The organism is Mariniflexile sp., assembly GCF_052728615.1.
On record NZ_JBFVFE010000007.1, the window covers coordinates 60,163 to 86,267 of the forward strand.

12 protein-coding genes and 1 pseudogene are annotated in these 26,105 nt (G+C 36.0%); 10 read left to right on the forward strand and 3 right to left on the reverse strand.

All coding sequences use genetic code 11. The features are described from left to right. The first annotated feature begins 116 nt into the window (after positions 1 to 116). The 7 genes and pseudogenes from ACU1LP_RS04575 to queG all read left to right on the forward strand — a co-directional run. Positions 117 to 2,858 carry a substrate-binding domain-containing protein gene (locus ACU1LP_RS04575; RefSeq protein ID WP_445735686.1) on the forward strand — a complete coding sequence of 914 codons (2,742 nt, stop codon included), beginning with the start codon at positions 117 to 119 and terminating at the stop codon, positions 2,856 to 2,858. A gap of 356 nt (positions 2,859 to 3,214) precedes the next feature. Continuing rightward, positions 3,215 to 4,531: a sugar porter family MFS transporter gene (locus ACU1LP_RS04580; RefSeq protein ID WP_445735687.1), complete on the forward strand. Its 1,317-nt coding sequence runs from the start codon at positions 3,215 to 3,217 to the stop codon at positions 4,529 to 4,531. Positions 4,532 to 4,542: 11 nt separating this feature from the next. Further along, positions 4,543 to 6,159: a glycoside hydrolase family 32 protein gene (locus tag ACU1LP_RS04585; RefSeq protein ID WP_445735688.1), complete on the forward strand. Its 1,617-nt coding sequence runs from the start codon at positions 4,543 to 4,545 to the stop codon at positions 6,157 to 6,159. 11 nt (positions 6,160 to 6,170) lie between these two features. Beyond that, the gene (locus tag ACU1LP_RS04590; protein WP_445735689.1) at positions 6,171 to 9,326 is read left to right on the forward strand and encodes a SusC/RagA family TonB-linked outer membrane protein; all 3,156 of its coding nucleotides are present in this window, start codon (positions 6,171 to 6,173) and stop codon (positions 9,324 to 9,326) included. Positions 9,327 to 9,386: 60 nt separating this feature from the next. Next, complete coding sequence (locus tag ACU1LP_RS04595) at positions 9,387 to 11,081, forward strand: RagB/SusD family nutrient uptake outer membrane protein (RefSeq protein WP_445735690.1); 1,695 nt, start codon at positions 9,387 to 9,389, stop codon at positions 11,079 to 11,081. Between the two features lie 81 nt (positions 11,082 to 11,162). Continuing rightward, positions 11,163 to 12,047, forward strand: a complete 885-nt coding sequence (locus ACU1LP_RS04600) for a carbohydrate kinase family protein (RefSeq protein ID WP_445735691.1) — start codon at positions 11,163 to 11,165, stop codon at positions 12,045 to 12,047. Continuing rightward, positions 12,048 to 12,662 (forward strand): annotated as a pseudogene (queG, locus tag ACU1LP_RS04605) (tRNA epoxyqueuosine(34) reductase QueG); the annotation flags it as partial. It abuts the gene before it with no gap. Positions 12,663 to 12,888: 226 nt separating this feature from the next. Here queG and ACU1LP_RS04610 read toward each other — a convergent pair. The 3 genes from ACU1LP_RS04610 to ACU1LP_RS04620 form a co-directional block, all read right to left on the reverse strand. After that, positions 12,889 to 14,757, reverse strand: a complete 1,869-nt coding sequence (locus ACU1LP_RS04610; RefSeq protein ID WP_445735692.1) for a hypothetical protein — start codon at positions 14,755 to 14,757, stop codon at positions 12,889 to 12,891. A gap of 300 nt (positions 14,758 to 15,057) precedes the next feature. Next, on the reverse strand, positions 15,058 to 15,270 hold the full coding sequence (locus ACU1LP_RS04615) for a hypothetical protein (protein ID WP_445735693.1): 213 nt from the start codon (positions 15,268 to 15,270) through the stop codon (positions 15,058 to 15,060). Between the two features lie 6 nt (positions 15,271 to 15,276). Further along, on the reverse strand, positions 15,277 to 15,477 hold the full coding sequence (locus tag ACU1LP_RS04620) for a hypothetical protein (RefSeq protein ID WP_445735694.1): 201 nt from the start codon (positions 15,475 to 15,477) through the stop codon (positions 15,277 to 15,279). A 430-nt stretch (positions 15,478 to 15,907) separates the two neighbouring features. On the opposite strand from ACU1LP_RS04620, the gene ACU1LP_RS04625 reads away from it, so the two are divergent. The 3 genes from ACU1LP_RS04625 to sov are packed head-to-tail and all read left to right on the forward strand — an operon-like array spanning position 15,908 to position 26,092. Then, positions 15,908 to 18,205 carry an NADP-dependent malic enzyme gene (locus ACU1LP_RS04625; RefSeq protein ID WP_445731870.1) on the forward strand — a complete coding sequence of 766 codons (2,298 nt, stop codon included), beginning with the start codon at positions 15,908 to 15,910 and terminating at the stop codon, positions 18,203 to 18,205. Between the two features lie 51 nt (positions 18,206 to 18,256). Next, the gene (gene ruvA, locus ACU1LP_RS04630) at positions 18,257 to 18,838 is read left to right on the forward strand and encodes a Holliday junction branch migration protein RuvA (protein ID WP_445731869.1); all 582 of its coding nucleotides are present in this window, start codon (positions 18,257 to 18,259) and stop codon (positions 18,836 to 18,838) included. 6 nt (positions 18,839 to 18,844) lie between these two features. Continuing rightward, positions 18,845 to 26,092, forward strand: a complete 7,248-nt coding sequence (gene sov, locus ACU1LP_RS04635) for a T9SS outer membrane translocon Sov/SprA (RefSeq protein WP_445735695.1) — start codon at positions 18,845 to 18,847, stop codon at positions 26,090 to 26,092. The last annotated feature ends 13 nt before the right edge of the window (positions 26,093 to 26,105 follow it).

The window sequence follows — 26,105 nt, forward strand, 5'->3', positions numbered from 1 at the left end:
TTTAGGCAGTCTTTTAAATGATTAAATCCGAATGAATGTATTGTCTGGTATTTTTTTTATGAAAGAAATGATTATCTTCAATGTTATTTCATAATATCAACACTACTTTACTTGTAATGAAAGCAAACTGGTTCCATCTTTTATTTAAATTTATTTTAGTATCAATTCTTTTATTTTCCTTGTCATGTAGTAATACCGAAACCCAAAAATATACTATAGGGTTTTCTCAAACAGGTATTAATGATGAATGGCGAAAATCAATGAATCAAGCCATGAAAATTCAAGCTGCTTTTTATCCAGAGATTGAATTGAAAATTTTAGAAGGACAAGATGATATTACAGATCAAATTAAAGATATTGAAGCATTAATAGCTGAAAATGTTGATATTTTGATTGTTTCACCTGTACAAGCAGCGCCTATAACACCTATAGTGGAAAAAGCTTTTAAAAAAGGCATTCCAGTTTTAATAGTCGATAGAAAAATCAATGGTGAAAATTATACAGCTTATTTGGGTGCGGATAATTATCAAATTGGTACTAATGCCGCAAATTATTTGGCTTCTTTAACTACAGAACCTAAAAATATTATTGAAATTAAAGGGCTATTGGGTTCTTCGCCCGCATCAGAACGCAGTTCCGGATTCAATAATATTATTAACGATATCCCTAATTTAAGTGTAGTGAAAACAATCCAAGGAAACTGGGAAAGTTATTCAATAAAAGATAGCTTATCTAAAATTTTAGATAGCATTAAGAATGTCGATTACATATTTGCTCATAATGATAGAATGGCTTTAGGCGCATGGGAAGTTTTAAAAGAAAAACGTCTCGAAAAAACTATCAAAATAATTGGGGTTGATGGTTTAAACGGTCCAAACGGCGGTGTTGAACTTGTTCAAGATGAAGTTTTAATGGCAACTCTATTATACCCCACCGGCGGAGATGAAGCGATTAAGCTTGCCATTGAGATACTGAATGGCAAAGCAGTAGCTAAAAAAAACATACTTGGAACAACGGTTATTGATTCAAGAAATGCTAGCATTTTGAAGAACCAATTCGATAAAATTACGAAGCAACAAAATGACATAGAAAGCCAACAAGATAGAATTAAATTACAAGAAAAAACTTATTCCACACAAAGCAACATCTTAAAAGTTCTTTTGGGTCTATTAATAACCAGTCTTCTTTTAGCGGCATATAGCATTTATTCAGCAAAAAGCATTAGAAAGAAAAAAAGGAAATTGGAATTGCAAAACAAGAAAATTACCATTCAGCGGAACCAAATTAAGAAAATAGCAGAAGAGGTTAAAATCAGTAATGAGGCCAGGGTTAATTTTTTTACAGGATTGTCCCATGAATTTAAAACACCTATTACACTTATTTTATCTTCAACAGAAGCATTAACAGAAAACAAAGTAATAAGGGATAACAAACTTTTAAATGAGGTCGGTTTAATATATAATAACTCGAAACGATTGTTACGATTGATTAATCAACTTCTTGATTTTAGAAAGGTTGAAGACCGTAAGTTTGTATTAAGAGCTTCAAAAACAAATTTATATCAATTTTCAAATGTCATTTTTAAAGATTTTAAACGCGAAGCACAAAAGCGAAACATTAATTTTACGATTAACACGAATAATGAAGATTTAGAGGTTTATGTGGATAGAAATTTAATGGATAAAGTGTATTTTAACTTACTATCGAACGCCTTTAAATTCACACCTAACAACGGTACGATTTCTATAGATATAAAAGATGTATTTGATAGTAATTTTGTAAAAATACATTTTAAAGATTCTGGGATCGGCATACCAAAAAAAGAAATGGATAAAGTGTTTCGCACCTTCTTTCAAGGGTCCAATAATAATAATGCAAGTTCGGGAATCGGGTTGCATCTGTCTAAAGAATTTGTCGAAATGCATAAAGGAACCATTGAAGTTATTTCTAAGCATGGCGCCGAATTTATAATTACCCTATATAAAGATCATGTGCATTTAGATCCCGATGAAATTATTAATGAGATTGATATTGTTGATAGTTCGCTTTTAAGTTCGCATTTAGATTATGAAGACGACATTATCAGCGAACCATTGGTTTTGAATGATGAAGATCACTATTCTGTTTTAATTATTGAAGACAACCTCGATTTGGTAAACTTTTTGAAAGGAAAATTATCTTTGGAATATAGTGTACAAGTATCTGATGGTACGGACGCTATTGAAAAGGCCTTAGAGCTTATACCGGATATTATTATATGCGATATTAGTTTGCCTGAAAAAAGTGGCTTCGATATTTGTGAAATTTTGAAGAAAGATTTAAGAACGTCTCACATCCCTACCATCATTTTAACAGCATTAAATAATAAAGAATCTTATATTAAAGGCTTGGAGGTTGGAGCAGATTTATATCTTACTAAACCATTTAGTTTTGCCATTTTGGCCCAATCTATAAAAACACTTATTTATAATCGCGAAAAGCTTAGGTACTATTTTGTTAATAACGTCCATAATATAGATGCCTCCAGCAATTTTGGATCTATGGAGCAAGAATTTGTTTCGACGCTGAATAAAATAATAAATAAGAATGTAGACAATTCTAAATTTTCTGTTGAAAATTTAGCCAGCGATCTAAATATCTCTCGAATTCAGCTTTACAGAAAAATGAAGGCCATTATGGGCGTAAACATTAGCGACTATATCCAAAATACACGATTGGAAAAAGCAAAAGAAATGCTACTGAATACGCCATTAACAATATCTGAAATAGCCTATGCTACCGGATTTTCTTCTCCGAATTATTTTTCTACAAGCTTCAAAAATAAATTCAATAAATCACCCAAAGCCTTTAGAGAATAATTGGTTGGCTTTTGCCTTTCTTTTTATTGTTATTATTGTAAAAATACAGCTGTCTTTTTATGATTTTATTATTTTTTAAACAAGAAATAATCTAATTGTTACTTGTGAGGGGTATTTTTTAAGAAATTGATACCTGCTTTAAATACTTATAGGTAACAATTTTGAACAAAAGATGTAACAATTTTGAATATCTAAATGTTGTGTTAAAAATAATTGCACACCATTACTTTGATAATCAATAGTTTGTGTAAATTTTAACGATTGCTTAACAATTTCATACTGTTTTGATACATATCTGAAATACGGCATCGGTGTATAAAAGTACCTTGTGAACACGAAACTAAATACACCACCACATGAACAGAAAGATACTTATATGGTCCATTACCGCAGCGCTTGCAGGTTTCTTATTTGGATTTGATACCGTTGTTATTTCAGGCGCGGAAAAAAAATTACAGTTATTGTGGGGGTCTTCAGATATGTTCCATGGCGTAGTTGTTATAGGTATGGCATTATGGGGCACCGTTGTGGGTGCTTTTTTTGGGGGCATACCTACTAATAAAATAGGACGTAAAAATACTTTAATATGGATTGGTGTTTTATATACCATTTCTGCGGTTGGGTCGGCTTTTGCTAATGATCCCATAACTTTTGCATTTTTTAGATTTATAGGAGGCTTAGGGGTTGGGGCATCCACTGTTGCGGCTCCAGCTTACATATCAGAAATTGCCCCGGCAAAAGATAGAGGGAAGCTAGTAGGGCTTTACCAGTTCAATATTGTGTTTGGTATTCTTGTGGCTTTTCTATCTAATTACTTGTTAAATAATATAGGTGAAAACGCTTGGCGATGGATGGTAGGTGTAGAAGCGTTTCCTGCCGCAATTTACACCGTATTTGCATTTACTATACCAAAAAGTCCACGGTGGCTGCTCACTAAATTTAGAAATAGTGAAGCCATAGGTGTACTTAAAATTATCAATCCAGATCAAGATCCTGAAAAACTTATGCTAGAGATTAAGGAGGAGATGGAAAACACGGTACCTAATGAAAATATATTTTTAAAGAAGTATAGATTTCCACTTATGCTCGCTTTTTTAATAGCTTTTTTTAATCAATTATCAGGTATCAACGCCTTGCTTTATTATGCACCTAGAATTTTAACAGAAGCAGGATTGGCGGAAAGTTCGGCACTTTTAAGCAGTATTGGCGTAGGCGTTACAAACTTGCTTTTTACACTTTTAGGAATTTTTCTAATTGATAGATTAGGAAGAAAGCAACTCATGTATATATGTTCCTTTGGATATATTATTTCATTGTCTTTAGTATCGGCTGCATTCTTTTTGAATTGGGAAGGCAGTTTTATGCCCATCTTTTTGTTCATGTTTATTGCGGCACACGCCATTGGGCAGGGCACGGTTATTTGGGTGTTTATTTCAGAAATTTTCCCGAATCATTTAAGAGGATCTGGGCAATCATTTGGCAGCTCCGTACATTGGGTATTGGCAGCTGTTGTACCTTCTTTAGTTCCCGTATTATTTTCTACAATAGGAGCAGGTATGGTTTTTCTGTTCTTTACCATTATGATGGGATTCCAATTGCTATTTGTAATATTTATGATGCCAGAAACGAAAGGGATTCCCTTAGAGGAATTAAGTAAAAAACTAATTAAATAATGATGAATAAAATGAAAACCTCAACAAAATCCAATCTAATTTTAATGCTTATGGTTGTATCCTTTCTTATGGGATGCAAGGATAAAGGGCAAAAGAAACAAAATGTTGAAGAAACGGACTATGTATCTTATACAGAAGAAGAACTTTATCGTCCTAACTTTCATTTCACACCTAAGTCTGGTTGGATGAACGATCCTAATGGCATGTTTTATTATAATGGTTATTACCATTTATATTTTCAACATTATCCAGATGGAAATACTTGGGGACCTATGCATTGGGGACACGCCATAAGTACAGACATGGTAACATGGAAAGAAATGCCCATAGCCATATACCCAGATGAAAAGGGGTACATCTTTTCAGGAAGTTCGGTTGTAGATGTTAATAATAGCTCAGGGTTTTCCAAAAATGGTATTGAGCCTATAATAGCCATGTTTACTTATCATGATATGGATGGTGAAAAAGCTGGTAAAATTAATTACCAATCTCAAGCCATTGCATATTCTTTAGATGAAGGACAAACGTTTACTAAATATTCTGAAAATCCAGTAATTAAAAACCCAGGCATTAAAGATTTTAGAGACCCAAAAATGATTTGGGATTCTATTCACGATAAATGGCTTATGGTATTGGCTGCTGGTCAAAAAATAATATTTTATAGCTCTTCAAATCTAAAAGATTGGAAATTGGAATCTGATTTTGGTGCAGGAATAGGAGCACACGGAGGTGTTTGGGAATGTCCAGATTTCTTTCCAATGGTAGTTCAAGGAACAGATGAGGTTAAATGGGTGTTGTTAGTTAGTATTAATCCCGGTGGACCAAATAGTGGAAGCGCCACCCAATATTTTGTTGGCGATTTTGATGGAAACCAATTTAAGATTGATGCCTCTTTTGAAAATGACTTAAATACTTCTGAACATAAATCTATATGGATAGATTATGGAAGAGACAATTATGCAGGAGTGACTTGGTCTAATATACCCGATTCCAATGGCAGAAAATTATTTATCGGATGGATGTCTAATTGGGAATACGCCAATGTAGTACCTACTGAAACATGGAGAAGTGCTATGACAGTAGCAAGACAAATTGAACTTCAAAAAGTAAATGCTAGTTATAAATTACTATTTCAACCTGTAAATGAATTAACTAATTATAGAAGCACTAAATTTAAAAAAGAGACTATAGATATTAAAATTGATACAAAACTTATAGATTCTAAAGCTATCAATTTAGCAAGTGCCGAAATTAATTTTGAAATTTCAGATATAAAAAATAAAAGTTTTGCTTTTAAACTTACTAATAAAGAAGGCGACACCTTAGCTTTTGGATATAACCATAGTGACAAAAACTTTTTTGTAGATAGAAGAAAATCTGGTAAAACAGATTTTTCAGAAAAATTTGCAGATCATGTTTCTGTTGCTAAAAGAACTTCAACTAATGTCAATATATCGGGTACGATCATTCTTGATAAAACATCCATAGAACTGTTTTTTGATAATGGAGAAACAGTAATGACAGAAATATTTTTTCCGAACTCACCATTCAGCGAACTAAGTATTGAACCTAAAGACCAAGAATTTATTCTTGGCAACATTGAAATTCACAAACTAAATATTAACTAAATTAAATTAAAATGAAATTAAAACAACTTTTATTTCTGCCTGTATTTGCTCTTATGAGCATTTTGGCGCAAGCTCAGGTAAAAGGTACTGTTACCTCGCAAGAGGACGGAATGCCACTACCCGGAGTGTCTGTTATTGTATCTGGCACAGCTCAAGGTGCCGCTACAGATTTTGACGGTAATTATGTGTTGGAAAATATTGATACAAATGCGATATTGGTTTTTAGTTATATAGGCTTTAAAACTCAACAAATACAAATAAGTGGACGTTCTGTAATAGACGTTGTAATGGAAATAGATGCAGCCGAACTAGATGCGGTTGTAGTAACAGGTTATGGTAAAGAACGTAAAGTAGATATTACTGGCGCTATAACTGTAGTAGATTTAGCTCCAGTTGAAGGGCAAAGTTTAAGCTCTGGTAATGCCATGCAAGCACTTCAAGGTCGAGTACCTGGTTTATTTGTTGAAAAATCTGGAGACCCAACGGGGTTAAATAGCAGAATATTAATTCGTGGTGTTACTACATTAGGTAATAACGACCCATTGTACGTTATAGATGGTGTACCTACGAAGCGTCAGGAAGTTTTTGCAAGTTTAAACCCGAATGCTATTGAGTCTATTCAAATACTAAAAGATGCATCGGCTTCCTCTCTTTATGGTTCAAGAGCTGCAAATGGTGTTATTGTAGTTACAACAAAAACTGGGGAAAAAGGAGAAAGAGTAACTGTGAGTATAAACTCAAACGTATCTGTTCAATCAGAGAAAAAACAACGTTATGATATGTTAAATGCGCAACAACGAGGTCAGGCATTATGGCAAGCATCTGTTAATGATGGTGCAGATCCTAATGGTGGATATGGAGAAATTTACAATTTCGATTGGAATGGTGATTTTAGCAATCCTGTTCTTAACAGCGTTACCGTTAAGCCATTTGTTGGTGGTGATACTAACGTGCCTGTTGGAGATACCGATTGGCAAGATGCAACTTATGAACCAGGTTATGTATTCAATAACGAAGTAACGGTTTCTGCAAGTAGTGAAAAATCGGCTTTACTTATTAATATGGGGTATTTAAAAAACACTGGCATGCTTAAAAACACTAATTATGATAGGTATACAGCTAAGATTAATGGTTCTACCAAGTTATTTAATGATAAACTTAAGTTTGGTATGAATACTCAATTTTCAACATCTGATGAGACCTTAGCTTCCCCAGATGTTGGGAGCGCTCCAACACCAGGATTAGCTATTACTTTGGCACCAACAATTCCTGTTTATGATGCCAATGGCGATTTTGCTGGACCATTAGGAGCTGGATATTCTGACCGTAACAACCCTGTATTAATGCAATATTTAAATAGATGGGATAATGCCACAAAAAATAATTTCTTTGGAAGCGTTTATGCCGAATTGCAATTAATGGAGAATTTAACATTCCGATCTACTTTGGGTATTGATTTTAGTGATTTTAAAAGGAAAAATATTGAGCCAAAGGTAAATAACGGATTTATTACCAGAGGCACGAATAGACTTATTTATGATACCAATAAATTTTCTTCATTAGTTTTTTCTAATGTTTTAAATTATAATTTAGAGTTTGGAGAAAGTAAATTTGGAGTTATTTTAGGAGTTGAATCCGTTAACGAGAATTTTGATACATTATTCTTGCAAGCAGATGATTTTGCTGTAGAATCAGAATCATATTTTGTATTAAATGCAGCTACTGGTGCTCGAACTAGTAATGGTATTTCTACTGCATATAGTTTGCTTTCACAATTTGGAAAATTGAATTATTCTTATGCCGATAAATATTTGGCAACGTTCACTTTACGTAGAGATGGTTCTTCACGATTTGGTAAAAATAACAGATATGGTATTTTTCCAGCGGCTACAGTTGGGTGGAAAATTACCAATGAGGATTTCTTCCCAAAAACAGATGTTATTTCAGATTTAAAACTTCGTGTTGGATATGGTGAAGTAGGTAACCAAGAAATTGGTAATATAGCTCGTTTTGGATTATATGAGTCAAGGTATGGACAAAATCAAGCACAACTTTCAGGTGGATTTTTCGAAATTTATCAAAATGTTGGTACTGCTTATGACATAAATGGTAATAACACGGGTACTTTACCATCTGGATTTGTTTCTACACAAGCTGAAAATCCAGATTTAAAATGGGAAACAACTAAAGAATACAACTATGGTGTTGATTTTAGTTTATTTGATAGAGCAGTTAGTGGTTCCTTCGATTATTTTACTAGAAAAACGAGTGATATTTTAACTACACCACCTATTCCATCTGTATTAGGTGAAGGTCAACAACGTGTGTTAAATGGTGCTTCTACTTCAACAAAAGGTTGGGAATTAGCTTTAAGTTATTCTAAATCTTATGATAATGATTTTAGTTTTACGGTTTCTACAAATTTTGGAGCCTTTAAAGATGAAATCACCTATTTACCGGCAGATGTTCTTGCAGGATTTCCTGGGACAGCGGATAATTCCATCTTAGGACATTCTGTGTTTTCAATATTTGGGTACAAAACGGATGGATTATTTCAAAGTCAGGCTGAAGTTGATGCGCATCCAAACGGCGGCGTGCAAACAAGTAATGCGAGACCAGGAGGTGTCAAGTTTGTTGACCTAAATAATGATGGAAAGATAGATGGTGATGATAGAGATTTTATTGGAACTACAGTACCTGATCTTGAATATGGAATTAGAATAGATTTAAACTACAAAAACTTTGACTTTTCATTGTTTGGTTCAGGAGTTGCAGGTAGAATAGGAACCGATCCATATATTTTCTGGAATAATTTCACGCAAGGTCGTGAAAATGCTGGCCCTGGTGTTTTCAATTCATGGACACCAACCAATACTAGCACCGATGTTCCTTCATTATCGTTAGTAAATAATATTGGTGGTGATAACGACTATGTTTACAGAAAAAATTCCTATTTTAAATTACGAACTATGCAATTAGGATATTCTTTTCCTGAAAGTTCTATAAGTAAATTGGCAGGAATGACAGGGTTACGTGTTTACTGTCAAGGAGAGAATCTATTTTGGTTTACACCTAAAGGCTATATAGGTTCAGATCCAGAACGTATAGATGTAAATAGAATCCCAGTACCTACAACATTATCTGTTGGTTTAAACATTAATTTTTAAAATAAAAAAGTCATGAAAAAAAATATAAATATAATTGGCTGTTTAATTGCAACAATAATATTGTCTGCATGCAGCAAAGATTTTTTAGAATACGAACCAGAGGGTGTGCTCTCTAGTGAAAATGTTGCAACGGCTGATAATGCAGAGGCATTAGTTATAGCTGCTTATGCTGCAATCGGTAACGATGATATGGTTGGGCCATTAACCTCTCAATGGGTTTACGGCAGCGTGCGTTCCGATGACGCTTATAAAGGCGGCGGAGGTCGTGGTGATGTTGATATTGTAGATAAATATGAGCAATATAATCTTACTGCGGCAGATCAGGGCGACTGGATGACACCAAGAACTTGGACACTTTATTATAGAGCCATTTCAAGAGCTAATTTTGCCTTATCTGTAATTAACATCATTCCAGATGGAGACTATCCAAACAAAGCTATCAGACAAGCTGAACTTAGGTTTTTAAGAGCGCACTGTCATTTTATGTTAAAACTGATTTTCAAAAAAATACCTTATATAACAGAAGATATGACCGCTGAGGAGAAAGCATCAACGTCCAATGATATTGATAATGATGCTTTATGGAATAAAATAGCAGACGATTTCTTGTTTGCCTATAACACGTTGTCACAATCTCAAGATCAAGTTGGTAGAGCCGATAAAAATGCCGCTGCTGCTTATTTAGCTAAACTACGTTTGTACCAAGCATACGAGCAAAATGATACCCATCAGGTAACTAATATAAACCCTTCTAAATTACAAGAAGTTATTGATTATGCTGATGATGTTACAGGTGCTTTAGAAGCAGATTATGGAAATAATTTTTTAGATGGTTTTGATAATGGGCCAGAATCTATTTGGGCAGTACAATTTTCTATAAATGATGGTACAACTGTGGGTAGAACAAGTTTTGTTACTGGGTTAAACTCACCACATGGTACAGGATTGTATGGATGTTGTGGATTCCATTTGGCTAGCCAAAATATGGTAAATGCGTTCCAAACGGATGCATTAGGGCTACCATTGTTAGATACTTTTAATAATACAAGCATTTTTAATGTTGTAGATGGCAGTGGAAAAACACCATTAGCTGCTGGAATTACTTTGGATCCAAGAATCGATCACACAGTTGGAATACCTGGTCGTCCATTTAAATATCGTAACACAGTAAATAATACTGGTGACATGATTTACAATTTCAGTTGGGCAAGAGACCCAGGTGTTTACGGATATTTTGGAAATATGAAAGAGCAACAAGCACCAGATTGTTCATGTTACGTAAAAGAAGGTCCATTTGTTGGAACTTCTAAAAATATCGATTTTATTCGTTATGCAGACGTGCTATTGTTTAAAGCGGAAGCATTAATTCAATTAAATCAAGTAGATGCAGGTATAACCATTATTAATCAAATTAGAACACGTGCAGCCGCAAGTACGCAAAGACAAATAGCTGCCGGAGCTTCAAACGTTTATAATGTAGGTATGTACCCTATGGGAATGACTAAAGCTAATGCTTGGAAGGCTTTAATGTTTGAAAGACGTTTAGAATTTGGTATGGAAGGACCTAGATTCTTTGATTTAGTTAGATGGGGAATGGCCGAACCAGTACTTAATGCGTATTTAGCTGTTGAAAAAACAAGAAAAGATTTTCTTGCGAATGCGAAATTTACAGCAGGTCGTGATGAGTATTATCCAATACCACAAAGAGAGATAGATTTTACTGGAGGTCTTTATGATCAAAACCCTGGATATTAATTGTTTTGTTTAGTTTTTTGAGTTAGTTTTAATTCCAGAAGAGGTTTAAACTTCTTCTGGAATTATTTTAAAATTAAAGTCATGGCAAAAGTTACGTGTTTTGGAGAAGTATTATGGGATGTATTCCCAACGCACAAAAAAATTGGTGGCGCGCCTTTAAATGTGGCCAATAGATTAAATTCTTTTGACAATGATGTCACAATGATAAGTGCTATTGGGAAAGGTGAAAGTGGAGCCAAAATTATGCAATATCTTAAAGACTGTGGTATTAATACCAGTTGTGTTCAGGTTCTTAATGAATATAAAACAGGCAAAGTAAAAGTGATGCTAAATGAAAAGGGTTCAGCATCGTACGATATTAAATATCCCAGAGCTTGGGATAAAATAAGATTAACCGAAATTAATAAAGCGGCTGTTAAAACTTCTGATGCGTTTGTTTTTGGTAGCCTTGTAGCTCGAGACGATAGTTCTCGAAACACGTTGTTTAAGCTTATAGAGTTTGCAAAATATAAAATATTTGACCTTAATTTAAGGCCTCCTTATTACACCAAAGAGCTTTTAATTCAATTAATGAATAAAGCCGATTTTATTAAGTTTAATGATGATGAATTATATGAAGTTAGTGGATATTTAGATTCTAAATACCGGTCTATGGAGCAGAATATTCGGTACATTTCTGAAAAAACAAAAACCAAACACATTTGCGTAACCAAAGGGCATCATGGTGCTGTTTTATTGTATGATGACAAATTTTATTATAACAGCGGTTATCTTATAAAAGTGATTGATACAGTTGGCGCTGGTGATTCATTTTTAGGATCTTTGATAAGTCAATTACTAAATAAAGTGAATCCTCAGGAGTCAATAGATTTTGCATGTGCCGTTGGTGCTATGGTGGCTCAAAGTGAAGGGGCAAACCCTAAAATAACACCATCTGAAATAGATGTTTTTATTGATCCGTATTAATTCTTCAGTAATAATAAATTAAAATTACTTTTACACTTCATTCAAGAAGAAATTGGCGAAGTTCATGGTCGTGCTTTTGTAGATTCTGCTCCAGTTCTGGACAAAACTTGGGCAGCAAAATCAGGTTTGGGTTGGATTGGTAAACACAGTAATTTACTAACGCAACAAGTAGGTTCATTTTATTTTATTGCTGAATTGATTGTCGATTTAGAGTTGGAATACGATTTACCCACAACCAACCATTGTGGCACATGTACTACCTGCATTGATGCTTGCCCAACCCAAGCCATTGCAGAACCGTATGTAGTAGATGGAAGTAAATGTATATCATACTTTACCATCGAATTAAAAGAAAATATCCCCACGGAGTTTAAAGGAAAAATGGACGATTGGATGTTCGGTTGCGATGTATGTCAAGATGTATGCCCATGGAATCGGTTTTCTAAATCGCATAAGGAGCCATTATTCAATCCGCATCCCGAATTATTGTCCATCACCAAAAAAGATTGGGACGAAATAACTGAAGGCACTTTCAAAAAAGTATTCAAAGCTTCCGCTGTAAAGCGCACTAAATTTTCTGGTTTAAAACGCAATATAGATTTTTTAAAAGATTAAGAATCCGTATTAATTACCTGATAAAAATGTTTAAACACTGTCAATGGCTCAATCATTAGGGAATTTCACTCTTTAGTTGATTTTTTGGCCAGTTTTTAATCCTATAGAAATTTTGAGCTTCCGAAAATTAAAAAAATAAAACTGCTTATCAGTTAGTTACAATCAAGTCTTTGTTCTTGATTCTATCAGCGCAGCGGTCTTGTGTCTCTTTACCGAACAATAATCACTAAGGATATAACAGCGTGCTAGGTTTTCCAATATTAACCGATTGAAATCCAAAATCCTCCGTTTCAAAAGAGTTGGTTTTAAAAATATTGTTTCCTTGCCCTGGAATTTGGGGATAATAAGATAGTGACAATTGAAAAGAACTAAATACCAAATAATCGTTCCTTATGATAAATCCTATGCCAAAAGAAGAATAAATTTTACTATCAAAAATTGAAGTGGACTTATTTCCCAGTAGGCCAGTTGTAAAATTTAAGTAAGGATTTAGCCTAAAACCTAAAAGATCCCACGGTGAATAAAATTGGATTTGCATAGCTAAAAGTAATTTTTTAGTGCCATAAATATCAGCGTTAAAACCAGGAATACCAGCGTTGTAATTGCCTCTAAATAAATTTCGATTGTATCCTAATGGTTGTATGTTCTCATTTAAAGAGACACGATCTCCAAGTGTGTTTAATCTGTCAAACCCTAAAATAAGCTGTGGCTTTATAAATTGTCTCATTTTCCATTTAGTGCCCAAATCCATCAAGTTAGTAAAATAAGTTGCCCCAATGTTAATAGCGGATTGTTCTGGCTTAGCGTGGTTAAAAAAAGTTTCATAACCTATGGATCCACTGAGATAGCCCCATTTTAAATAATTTGAAACCGTAATGTTTGTTCCAAGATAATACCGGTTTTCTTGATTTTTTCGCTGATATCCCGATGTTAATGTTGCTACAAAACCAATCGGAACATCCTCAATAATCCCATCCCTAAAAATATAATGGTCTTCAATAAACTGTCTGGAGGCAATGCCTATACTTCCTAAATAAAAATTTTCATTCGAGAAAAAATTAATGGAATCGTATGCTGTACTAGGAGACTCTCTATAATCAACATGAACATATCGTAAAGACGTTATAAGATTGGTGGTGCGTTCCGCTATGGTTTTTCCATCTAAAATATTGAAAGCATGTCCTGCCCACAAATCATTGGTTCCATATTTAAAATTTTGATAGCTAAAGTTGTTTTGGGAACTTGGTAATGAATCTTGGCGAAACTGTTCATCTAAATATAAACCGCCCGCCCACCTTGTTAATGGCGAGAAAAAAGTTCTTTCTATATTCAGGCTTTTTCGGTAAAAACCCTCAAGATCAACACGGTACTTGATTTCTGTTCTAATATACGTGTTTTTTATAGTGGGCACAATGTACTCAAATCGATAGCCCGTATTGTTGTTGTCAAACCTTTTTTCTATGCCATTGTTAAATTCATGTCCAAGTCCTAAAAAATTACGTTCTTTAAGCAGGATATTAATTTTAGATGGCGAAATGGAACCTTTAGGAATCAAACTCCAAGAATCCAATACCCTGATTTTGATATCAACAGAATCTGAGGTTTTATTTGATGTCTCTGCATCAATTTTTACACTTCTAATAAAACTTTGGGAACGTATGAGTCTTTCAGACTCGTTCAACAGTAGGGTGTCTAAGGGAGTGTTTTCTTTAAAGAGCAATAAATTTCCAATGGCAAAATTTTTGGATTTAATGTGGGCACGATTCCCTAATTTAGCCATCCAGTTTTCGGGTTTTCGGGTAGAATCTTCAACTGAAAAACCAAAAGGATCTAAAGTTTCAATATAGATGTGCCTTATGGGTTTGCCCTGTAATGACGCATAATGTTTGTCTGATTTTATATTAGTTCTTTTATCATTCTTATTGCCAGAAGATTTAAAAATAAGTTTGTGAAGGGTTTTTGTGAATGTATTTCGTTTGGAATAGGTTTTAATTTTCTCATAAATCTGAGTGCTGTCTTTTTTAATGACTTGTGCTTGAGTGGGGAAACTCAGCCCCCACATAAACACTATTAAAAATAAATATTTTAGACGCATTAATTATGAGGCTTTAAAGATATTTCCATTTAAATCTGAAGTTTCAATTATGGATTTTGGTTCAAATTTAGTTTCTTTTCGAGTTATATTTGAGCTAAATGAAATTGATTTTTAACTCATTGAAGAAGGTGTTTCAGTTTTTTTTAAATATTTCGATTGGAAAAACAAATGGTGTACGCTTAGGTTGAAGATTTGGAATAGAGAAGGGTCTTTCTTATAGAGCAAGCCCATCATTTATGTAAATGTACAGCGTACTTAGTTTTGAAAACAAAAATCATTGATGATCGGAAATTTCGGTAACTATAAATTGTTCGGATGTTTTAAAATAGCCGAAAGCTCGGTATTTTTTGGTAATGCGAAACTGTAATCCTTGAAATTTTTTGGTTGTCTTTTTTTTAACTGGATTTGCTGAAAACGTCCTGCTTCAAAATTTTCTTTGGCTTGTTGATATTGGGTTAAGATATTTCTTTTTCCCAAATACTGTCTTACGCCTTTTTCTTCAAAAACTTTCATGTTTTCTTAAATGTCATCATAAGAATCAATGGCTCTGTCTTTGTTTTGCTTAAAATGTTTTTCAGTTCGTTCTAAAATCTCTTGGTTTTCTATAGGTTGTAGCATAACCATTCCCATTTCTGCAAACATATCCTCGATGGCCTGTAAAGGAGTGTTGAAGGTGTAATTGCTCTTTTTTAGACCGCTTTTTATAGTTATAGTTGTCATCTTTTAAAATTTTATATCCAAAGTTACAAAAAGTAAAACAAAAAATTATTCCTTTTTACCCAACCTATTTTGGACATGAATAAATACCGGAAATAGGTATCGGATTTTAAAAGCGTATAAATCGTGAACAAATCAGGTTATTTTGACTTTGTTCACGGTATTTTTTTGATTATTTCGTGAAAGGAAGTCTGTGTGTGTTACCATGTCACGATTCAAAGCAAACCGCCAAACTATTGCTGCATTTTTAGAAAAAGGCGTTTGGAAAATAGGTGTTTAAAACCTTACTGATTTTATATTTTCGTAAACAATAAGAAATACTATTTTTAAAGGCTAAACACCACCTAAAAAAGAACAGGACATTCCATTAAAAGGATAGTGCTTAAAATCATAGGATTGTTATCTTTGTTCGTTATGTTAACCAATTATTTCCATGAGCGAAGCAAGCAAACGACGAGAAGCCCTTATATACCACGCAAAACCCACTCCAGGTAAAATTAAAGTGGTTCCAACCAAAAAATACGCCACCCAACGCGATCTGGCACTCGCCTATTCGCCCGGTGTAGCGGCGCCCTGTTTAGAAATTGAAAAAGATAAGAACAACGCTTATAAATACACGGCAAAAGGCAATTTAGTGGCTGTGATATCAAACGGTACAGCGGTTTTGGGTTTGGGGAATATTGGTCCGGAAGCTTCAAAACCCGTTATGGAAGGAAAGGGTTTGCTTTTTAAAATATTTGCTGATATTGATGTGTTCGATATTGAAGTGGACACCGAAAATGTAGAGGAATTTATCGCTACCGTAAAAAATATTGCCCCGACTTTTGGGGGCATTAATTTGGAAGACATCAAAGCACCCGAGGCTTTTGAAATTGAAAGACGTTTAAAAGCGGAATTGGACATCCCTGTGATGCACGACGACCAACATGGAACCGCTATTATATCGGCTGCCGCTTTGATCAATGCCGTTGAAATTGCTAAAAAGAAACTAGACGAAGTAAAAATTGTTATTAGTGGCGCGGGCGCTGCCGCTATTTCTTGTTCGCGGTTATACCAAGCTTGTGGTGCAAAGCGCGAAAATATGGTGATGTTGGATAGTAAAGGCGTTATTAGAGACGATAGGGAACAACTGTCTGCCGAAAAAGCAGAATATGCCACCCATAGAAAAATTGATACGCTTGATGAAGCCATGATAGATGCCGATGTTTTTATCGGTCTTTCCATGGCGAACATTGTATCGCCGGAAATGCTGCTGTCTATGGCAAAAAACCCGATCGTGTTCGCCATGGCAAATCCAGATCCGGAAATAAAATACGATATCGCCATCGCCACCCGTAAAGATATTATTATGGCAACGGGGCGTTCGGACCATCCTAACCAGGTAAACAACGTCCTTGGATTTCCGTTCATTTTCCGTGGCGCTTTAGATGTTAGAGCCACAAAAATTAACGAGGAAATGAAAATGGCCGCCGTAAAAGCATTGGCTAGGTTAGCTAAAGAATCGGTGCCGGAACAAGTTAACATTGCCTATGGCGAAACCCGTTTAACTTTTGGTAAGGACTACATCATCCCGAAACCTTTCGATCCCCGCTTAATTGTTGAAGTGCCTCCAGCCGTAGCAAAAGCCGCCATGGAAAGCGGTGTTGCAAAAGAACCCATTTTAGATTGGGAAAAATACAAAGACGAACTAAGGGAGCGTTTGGGCAATGACAACAAACTTATACGATTGTTGTTCAACCGCGCAAAAACGGATCCTAAACGTGTTGTTTTTGCTGAAGCTGACCAACTAGCGGTAATGAAAGCTGCTCAAATAGTTTATGAAGAAGGCATTGCGATTCCTATTTTATTGGGTAGAATTGAAACCATTAAAGAATTGATGGCTGAAATTGAATTTGATGCCAATGTACTTATAATTGACCCAAAAACCGAAGAAGAAAACGATAGAAAAAACAAGTACGCTAAAGTATATTGGGAACAGCGTAAACGACGGGGTGTAACCTATTATTCGGCACAACGCTTGATGCGCGAACGTAACTATTTTGCGGCCATGATGGTGAATGAAGGCGATGCAGATGCCCTAATTTCGGGGTATTCCCGAAATTATCCATCGGTAGTAAAACCTATGTTGGAACTTATAGGTATGGCAAAGGGCACATCGCGTGTGGCTACAACCAATTTAATGATGACCAAACGTGGTCCCATATTTTTAAGCGACACTTCCATAAACATCAATCCTACTTCCAGAGACCTTACCAAAATAGCCCAAATGACGGCACAAGTGGTAAAAATGTTTGGTATGGAACCTGTTATGGCCATGATCTCGTATTCAAATTTTGGATCGTCCTCAAACGAAAGTGCTTTAAAAGTACGGGAAGCCGTAGCGCATTTGCACAGATATTATCCTGATATGATAGTAGATGGCGAGCTGCAAACAGATTTTGCTTTAAACTCAGAAATGCTTCAAGAACGGTTTCCGTTTTCAAAATTAGTTGGTAAAAAAGTGAATACCTTAATATTCCCAAGTTTGGATGCGGCAAATATCACTTATAAATTATTGAAGGAACTGAACGAAGCCGTATCCATTGGCCCCATTATGATGGGCATGCGCAAACCGGTCCATATCCTGCAACTTGGAGCCAATGTGGATGAAATTGTAAATATGACTGCCATTGCGGTAATTGATGCGCAACAAAAAGAAAAACAAGAAGTAGAAAAGGGAAATGCGAAGTAATTCTGTTGGGAATAATTTTGTTACATTTGATTTTTTAACCAATTCCTATAAATGATTACACATATTCAAGGAAAACTTGTAGAAAAAAATCCAACCGATGTTGTTATTGATTGTAATGGGGTGGGATATGTGCTTCATATTTCGCTTCATACCTATTCCCAAATTCCGGTTGGAGACTATTTAAAATTATTTACGCACCTTCAAGTTAAAGAAGATTCGCATACCCTTTATGGGTTTTCATCATTGGCAGAACGCGAAATATTCAGATTATTGATCTCGGTCAGTGGTATTGGGGCAAGTATTGCCCGTACCATGTTATCTTCGTTAACACCAAAACAGGTTATAGAAGGTATTGCATCCAACGATATCGGTTTAATTCAGGGAATAAAAGGTATTGGGGCAAAAACCGCACAACGCGTGATTATCGATTTGAAAGATAAAGTTTTAAAGATTTATGATATTGATGAAGTTTCTGTTTCTAAAGGCAATACCAATAAAGATGAAGCGTTATCTGCTTTAGAAGTGCTTGGTTTTATTAGAAAGCAGGCAGAACGTGTTGTAGATAAAATTGTGATGGCGCAACCAGATGCTACTGTTGAAACTATAATTAAACAAGCTTTAAAAAACTTATAATAGATTTTGAATATAACTAACCTCGATTTTTATATTCCTACGCCCATTTGGACAATTAAAAAGCACTATACGTTAGTTGTTGTTTTTTTATTTTCGGTCGCTGCTTGGGCACAACAGCCCACAGAACAAGATTCGGTTAAAACGGGGTTTGATTTGGGCACTATCAAAACGCCCGACCCTAATAGTATAGAGTCAAAATACACCTACGACGCACTTACAAATCGTTATATATACACCGAGAAAATCGGCAGTTTTAATATCAACTACCCCGTTATTTTAACCCCCAAGGAATATTATGCCTTAGTGGCCAAAGAAAGTGTAAAAGCCTATTATAAAGAAAAGATCGATGCATTTGATGGTAAAAAAGGGGATAAAGATGAGGCACAGAAAAATCTACTGCCTGAGTTTTATGTAAAGTCAGATTTTTTTGAATCCATTTTTGGAGGTAATACCATTGAAGTGGTGCCGCAAGGTTCCGTAGAAATGGATTTAGGAATTCTGTTTTCAAAACAAGATAATCCATCATTTTCACCACGAAACAGGAGTAATTTTACTTTTGATTTTGACCAACGCATCAGTTTAAGCTTAATGGGCAAAGTAGGGACGCGCCTGCAAGTAACCGCTAATTACGATACCCAATCTACTTTCGATTTTCAAAACCTTATCAAGCTGGAATATACGCCAACCGAGGATGATATCATTCAGAAAATAGAAGTCGGTAATGTAAGCATGCCACTTAACAGTTCGTTAATTACGGGGGCGCAAAGCTTGTTTGGTGTTAAAGCACAATTGCAGTTTGGTAAAACCACTGTTACCGGGGTGTTTTCTGAACAAAAATCACAAGCCAATACCGTGGTAGCACAAGGCGGTGGCACTTTGGAAGAGTTTGAACTTTTTATTAGGGATTATGATGAAAACCGTCATTTTTTCTTGGCACAATATTTTAGGGACACTTATGATAAATCCTTATCTACGTATCCATACATAAATAATGGTGGTTTACAAATAACACGACTTGAGGTTTGGGTAACCAACAGAAGCAATAGAACAGATAATGTTAGGAATTTGGTGGCATTGCAAGATATTGGGGAGTCCGACCCAAGTAAAGTGGGATCTGCCGTAGCCATTACTGCCACACCTACAGCATTTCCCAATAATAAGAACAATGCGTTCGACCCGACCAATATTGGCGGTGCTGGTTCGCAAATTACCACCGCCATTAGAGATGTGGCAACCGTACAAGCGGGCATCACCGTACCCAATGTGCGCGAAGGGTTTGACTATGCTAAGTTAGAAAATGCCAGAAAGTTAATAAATGGGCAAGAATATGTTTTGAATACCCAGTTGGGATACATTTCCTTAAACCAAAGGTTGAACAACGATGAGGTATTAGCTGTAGCATTTCAATATACATTAGGCGGGCAAGTGTACCAAGTAGGTGAGTTTGCCAACGATGGTGTAGATGCTACCAATGTAACCACCAACGGTTCCGGGCAAGTAACATCGGTAGTCAATAGCAATTTAATATTAAAAATGCTAAAAAGCAGCATCACCAATGTAAACCAACCTGTTTGGGATTTGATGATGAAAAACATTTACGATACAGGTGCGTATAATTTAAGTCAAGACGATTTTAAACTAAATATTTTTTACAACGAGGCATCACCATTAAATTACATAAAACCTGTAGGTTCTACACCATTTCCACCACCGGGAACTAATGAAGATCCTTTACAGGAAACACCTCTATTACGGGTTTTTAGTTTGGATAAATTGAACTTTAACAATGACCCGCAATCAAAAGGAGATGGTTTTTTTGATTATGTAGAAGGCATCACGGTATTATCGCAAAGCGGAAAAATAATTTTCCCAAACGCAGAACCTTTTGGAGAATATCTTTTTAATAAGCTATCAATTAACAATAGCGAAGATTACAATACCACAAGCACTTACAATGAAAACCAAGCAAAGTACGTGTACGATGTGCTGTATAAAGAAACAAAAACCAAAGCTTTGGAAGCTGTTGAAAAAAATAAGTTCAAACTAAAAGGGCGTTATAAATCTTCGGGTGGCGATGGTATTCCTATTGGGGCTTTCAATGTGCCAAGAGGCTCTGTCCGGGTTACCGCTGGAGGGCGATTGTTGGTTGAAGGGATTGATTATACCGTAAACTATCAGTTAGGGCGTGTCCAAATTTTGGATGAAGCTTTAAAAGCTTCCAATACACCCATAGAAGTTTCAACAGAAAACAATGCTGTTTTTGGACAGCAAACCAGGCGTTTCACCGGTATTAATGTGGAGCACAAGTTTAACGAAAACTTTGTGCTGGGCGGAACCCTTTTAAATTTGAACGAGCGCCCCATCACCCAAAAAGCAAATTATGGCACCGAGTCTATAAACAACACTATTTTTGGTTTTAATGGCAACTATTCTACCAAAGTGCCGTTTTTAACACGATTGGCAAATATGTTACCCAATATTGATACCGATGTGGAATCGAATCTGTCATTACGCGGGGAATTTGCATATTTGGCACCAGGCGCCCCAAAGGGCACCAACTTAAATGGTGAAGCAACGTCTTATGTTGATGATTTTGAAGGCACACAAAACTCCATCGATTTAAAATCGCAACAGTCTTGGTTTCTTTCCAGCAGGCCTTTGGATTTAATAGGATCTCCTGGCGACGATAATAATGGCATCCAAAACGGCTATGGAAGGGCGCTGTTAAACTGGTACAGTATCGATCCCATCTTTTATAGTGGCCAACGGCCCAATGGCATTTCGGCCAACGATTTGTCAGGCTTATTCACCAGTCGTGTGTTTATAAATGAATTATTTCCCGACAGGGATTTGGTACAGGGGCAAAACACCGTATTGAACACCTTGGATCTGGCGTATTACCCAACCGAAAGAGGTCCTTATAATTTTGACCCTTCAACAACAAACGATGTTATCAATAACCCAAATAGTTCTTGGGCAGGCATTACCCGCCAATTGACATCAACCGATTTTGAACAACAAAATGTCGAGTATATCGAGTTTTGGCTACAAGACCCATTTCAAGAAAACCCATCGAATCCAGGAGGTAAATTAGTGTTCAACCTTGGTAATATTTCAGAAGATATTATAAAAGATGGTAAAAAAATGTATGAGAACGGTTTGCCAAAAGACGGAAATATTGATTTGCTTCCCGTTACCGCTTGGGGCACGGTAGTGCCTCAAAACCAATCTTTGGTGTATGTGTTTGATTCTACAGGACAAGAACGTACCAATCAAGATGTTGGGTACGATGGGTATGATGATGCAGAAGAAATATTGAAATTTGGCGCTGGTTTTGGGCCCGACCCCTCAAAAGATAATTACACCTACTTTTTAAATGCTACCGGAAATATTTTTGATCGCTATAAAAAGTACAATGGTGTTGAAGGCAATACCCCTGATACCTTTTCAAATACCGATAGAGGTGCCAATACGCAACCCGATGTAGAAGATATTAACCGTGATAATACCATGAACACGATTGATAGCTATTACGAATATGAGTTGCCCATTACAAGACAAAATTTACCGACTTCAAAAGCGGATTTTGACAACCTTCCCAATAATAATCCATTAAAGGAATATTTAGTGGATTTTAAAGATAGACCGCGTGTGCTTCCCAACGGGCAGAATCCAAATGTTAGATGGTACCTGTTTAGAATCCCGGTGGAAGGGAGCCTGAGAAAATCTGTAGGAGGGATCAGCGATTTAAGATCCGTTCGTTTTACACGTGTTTTTCTTAAGGAATTTGCTGAACCTACCGTGTTCCGTTTTGGCACCTTGGATTTGGTAAGAAGTGAATGGAGACGCTACACACAAACACTGCAACCCAACAAAGATAATCCTGCCGATGATGACACCGACTTTTCAGTGGGCGTTATAGGAACCATTGAAAATGAAGGCAGCTATGAAAGACCACCGGGAATTGAACCTGAGAAATTGTTTAACAATAATACCGTGGTTCAGCAAAATGAGCAATCGTTGGTGGTAAACGTCTGTAATTTAGAATCACAAGACTCTAGAGGGGTTTATAAAAACATCAATTTAGATATGCGCCAATATAAGCGCATGCGTATGTTTATGCATCTTCAAGAAGAAGGAACAGGCATACCAAATAGCAGTACGGTGGTAGGGTTTATCCGTTTGGGCAACGACCTTACAGAAAATTATTATGAAATAGAAGTGCCTTTGAAGATTTCTGAATCCACCACCAGAACCGGACTTTGGCCAGAAGAGAACGAAATTAACTTGCCCATAGCTGTTTTAGGGAAAATTAAAGCGTTGGAAATAGCCAATCCCTCGCTGCCCAATGAACCTCAAAAGTTTTATGATGTTATTGATGGGAAATTAGTGGATACACCAGTTTCTGAATTTTCAACCTATACCATGGGCCAACATCGCGTTACCATAAAAGGGAACCCTAATTTTGGTGATATTAGAACGTTAATGGTCGGAGTAAAAAATGGTATTCCAAATGGTTTAAATGATGGGCCTCCGCCGGTATCGCCCGTTTGTGCCCAAGCTTGGTTTAACGAACTGCGTTTGTCCGATATGGATAACGAAGGGGGTTGGGCAGCTGTGGTAAGCTTAGACACCAACCTTGCCGATTTAATGAACATCAGTGCCACCGGAAGACAGAGCACTTCGGGCTTTGGCAGTATTGAGCAGGGCCCCAGCCAACGTCGTTTGGAGGATGTTAAGCAATATGATGTGGTTACCAATATCAATGTGGGGCAATTGTTGCCTAAAAAATGGGGCATTCAAGTGCCTTTCAATTACGGCCAAAGCGAAGAATTGATAACCCCAAAATATGATGCGTTTTATAAAGATTTAACTTTAGATTCCCGTTTAGAGGCAGCTAATACCAATTCAGATCGTGAAGCCATAAAAGAACAATCGGAAGATTACACAAAGCGCAAAAGCATCAATTTTATTGGGGTTAGAAAAACCAGAACCACCGAAGCCAAACCACGTTTTTACGATGTTGAGAATGTAACGTTCAATTACTCCTATAATAAAGTAGAGCACCGAAATTTTGAAATTGAAAATGCCGTAAACAAAACGGTACGTATGGGCGCCAATTATGCATACAATTTTAATCCTTTAACTATTGAACCCTTCAAAAAGAATGATTCGCTGTTTACCGGTAAATACTGGAAAATTTTAAAGGACTTTAATTTAAATTTACTGCCAACAAGTTTTACCGTCAATTCAGATATAAACAGACAGTTCAACAGACAGAAATTTAGAGAGATAGACCTTGGGGGGTCCAACATTGGCATTGAAGAATTGTTTAGGCGAAACTACACGTTCGATTTTCAGTACACCATTAATTACAACATTACAAAAGCGTTACAATTAAATTTTGTTGCAGCCAATAATAATATTGTCCGTAATTATTTCAAGGATAATATCATAAATGGGGAACAAGATGAAACCTTGGATGTTTGGGACGGATTTCTTGATGTGGGCGACCCAAATAGACAATCACAAAATTTGGGTATCACTTACGAGTTGCCTATCAATAAAATTCCAACCTTCAACTTTTTAAATGCCACCTATCAATACAGTGGTAATTTTCAATGGCAAAAAGGCTCCGATTTGTATGGTGAGTTGGAATTGGATGGTCAGACCTACGATTTGGGTAACACCGTTCAAAACGCCAACACCCATAATATCAATACTACTTTAGATATGAATAGGTTGTATAAATATATCGGGCTGGTTAAAAAACCTATTTCCAGAGCACGGGCTCGTACGGCGCCACAAGGTACACCCCCTGGGCCAAAACAAAACAGCCCACCACCAAAAATCAAGGACCAATCTACTACTAAATTATTAAACGCTGGAATTGATATTTTAACCAGTATCAAACGAATTCAAGTAAATTATTCTGAAAATAATGGCACCTTTTTACCGGGCTATTTACAAACGCCCGGTTTTATAGGCACATTAAAACCATCCTTAGGGTTCACTTTTGGAAGCCAGAGCGATATTAGGGATTTAGCGGCAAGACGCGGTTGGTTAACCTTGTTCCAAGATTTCAACCAGCAGTACACCACAACCAATACCAAGCAATTGGACGTTTCGGCGAGTTTGGAACCCCTAAAAGACTTGAAGATTGATATCGTTGGAAATAGAACCTATTATGAAAACTATACCGAAAACTTTAGAGTGAACGATAATGGGGGCCAATATGAATACGAATCATTGACCCCAAACACCTTTGGCAATTTCAATATTTCAACGCTTCTGATTACAACCGCATTTAATAAAAGTGATGAAACAACCTCTGCAGCGTTTAATGATTTTAGAACCAATAGACTTATTATTGCACAACGATTAGCAGCACAAAATGGCACCGATGTAAATGATGTAGATGCTGATGGTTATCCAAAAGGCTTTGGCAAAAACAGTCAGACCGTATTATTGCCGGCATTTTTGGCGGCCTATTCGGGTCAAAACGCCAGTAGCGTTAAAACCAGTGCTTTTAGAGATGTGCCCATTCCGAACTGGGATTTAAAATACACAGGCTTTATGAAGTATGAATGGTTCAAAAAGAATTTTAAACGATTCTCTTTAACCCATGGCTACCGTTCAACGTACACCATCAACCAATTTCAGTCTAATTTAGATTATGTGCAGCCAGATTTTAGTATCGATTATGATAACCAACCTGCCGAAGTTAAAAACCAATCAGGTAATTATAAAAACCAGACTTTGCTCAGTAACATTAACTTAACTGAAATGTTCAGTCCGTTAGTGCGAATAGATTTTGAAATGAAGAACTCCGTTAAAATTTTGCTCGAAGTTCAAAAGGACCGCTTGTTATCATTAAGCTTCGACAATAATTTAATGACCGAAGTTCAAGGTATGGAATATGTATTGGGCTTAGGCTATAGAATTAAGGATTTGCGCATCAATTCCAATTTGGCAGGACCAAGTAAACGGATCATCAGCGATTTGAACATGAAAGCCGATATTTCAGTAAGGGACAACAAAACCATAATCAGGTATTTAGATTTAGATAACAATCAAATTACCTCGGGCCAAACCATTTGGGGTTTAAAATATTCGGCAGATTATGCGTTTAGTAAAAACCTGACAGGTATCTTTTATTTTGATTATACCTTTTCAGAATATGCCATATCAACGGCGTTCCCTCAAACAACCATCAGGTCTGGATTTACCATCAGATATAATTTTGGTAATTAACAGCCAATCTATT

What these genes read in the sequence shown, in the direction of transcription:
- ACU1LP_RS04575 (WP_445735686.1), top strand. Translation starts at nt 117, where the DNA reads ATGAAAGCAAACTGGTTCCATCTTTTATTTAAATTTATTTTAGTATCA.
- ACU1LP_RS04580 (WP_445735687.1), top strand. Translation starts at nt 3,215, where the DNA reads ATGAACAGAAAGATACTTATATGGTCCATTACCGCAGCGCTTGCAGGT.
- ACU1LP_RS04585 (WP_445735688.1), top strand. Translation starts at nt 4,543, where the DNA reads ATGAAAACCTCAACAAAATCCAATCTAATTTTAATGCTTATGGTTGTA.
- ACU1LP_RS04590 (WP_445735689.1), top strand. Translation starts at nt 6,171, where the DNA reads ATGAAATTAAAACAACTTTTATTTCTGCCTGTATTTGCTCTTATGAGC.
- ACU1LP_RS04600 (WP_445735691.1), top strand. Translation starts at nt 11,163, where the DNA reads ATGGCAAAAGTTACGTGTTTTGGAGAAGTATTATGGGATGTATTCCCA.
- ACU1LP_RS04610 (WP_445735692.1), bottom strand. Translation starts at nt 14,757, where the DNA reads ATGCGTCTAAAATATTTATTTTTAATAGTGTTTATGTGGGGGCTGAGT.
- ACU1LP_RS04615 (WP_445735693.1), bottom strand. Translation starts at nt 15,270, where the DNA reads ATGAAAGTTTTTGAAGAAAAAGGCGTAAGACAGTATTTGGGAAAAAGA.
- ACU1LP_RS04620 (WP_445735694.1), bottom strand. Translation starts at nt 15,477, where the DNA reads ATGACAACTATAACTATAAAAAGCGGTCTAAAAAAGAGCAATTACACC.
- ACU1LP_RS04625 (WP_445731870.1), top strand. Translation starts at nt 15,908, where the DNA reads ATGAGCGAAGCAAGCAAACGACGAGAAGCCCTTATATACCACGCAAAA.
- ruvA (WP_445731869.1), top strand. Translation starts at nt 18,257, where the DNA reads ATGATTACACATATTCAAGGAAAACTTGTAGAAAAAAATCCAACCGAT.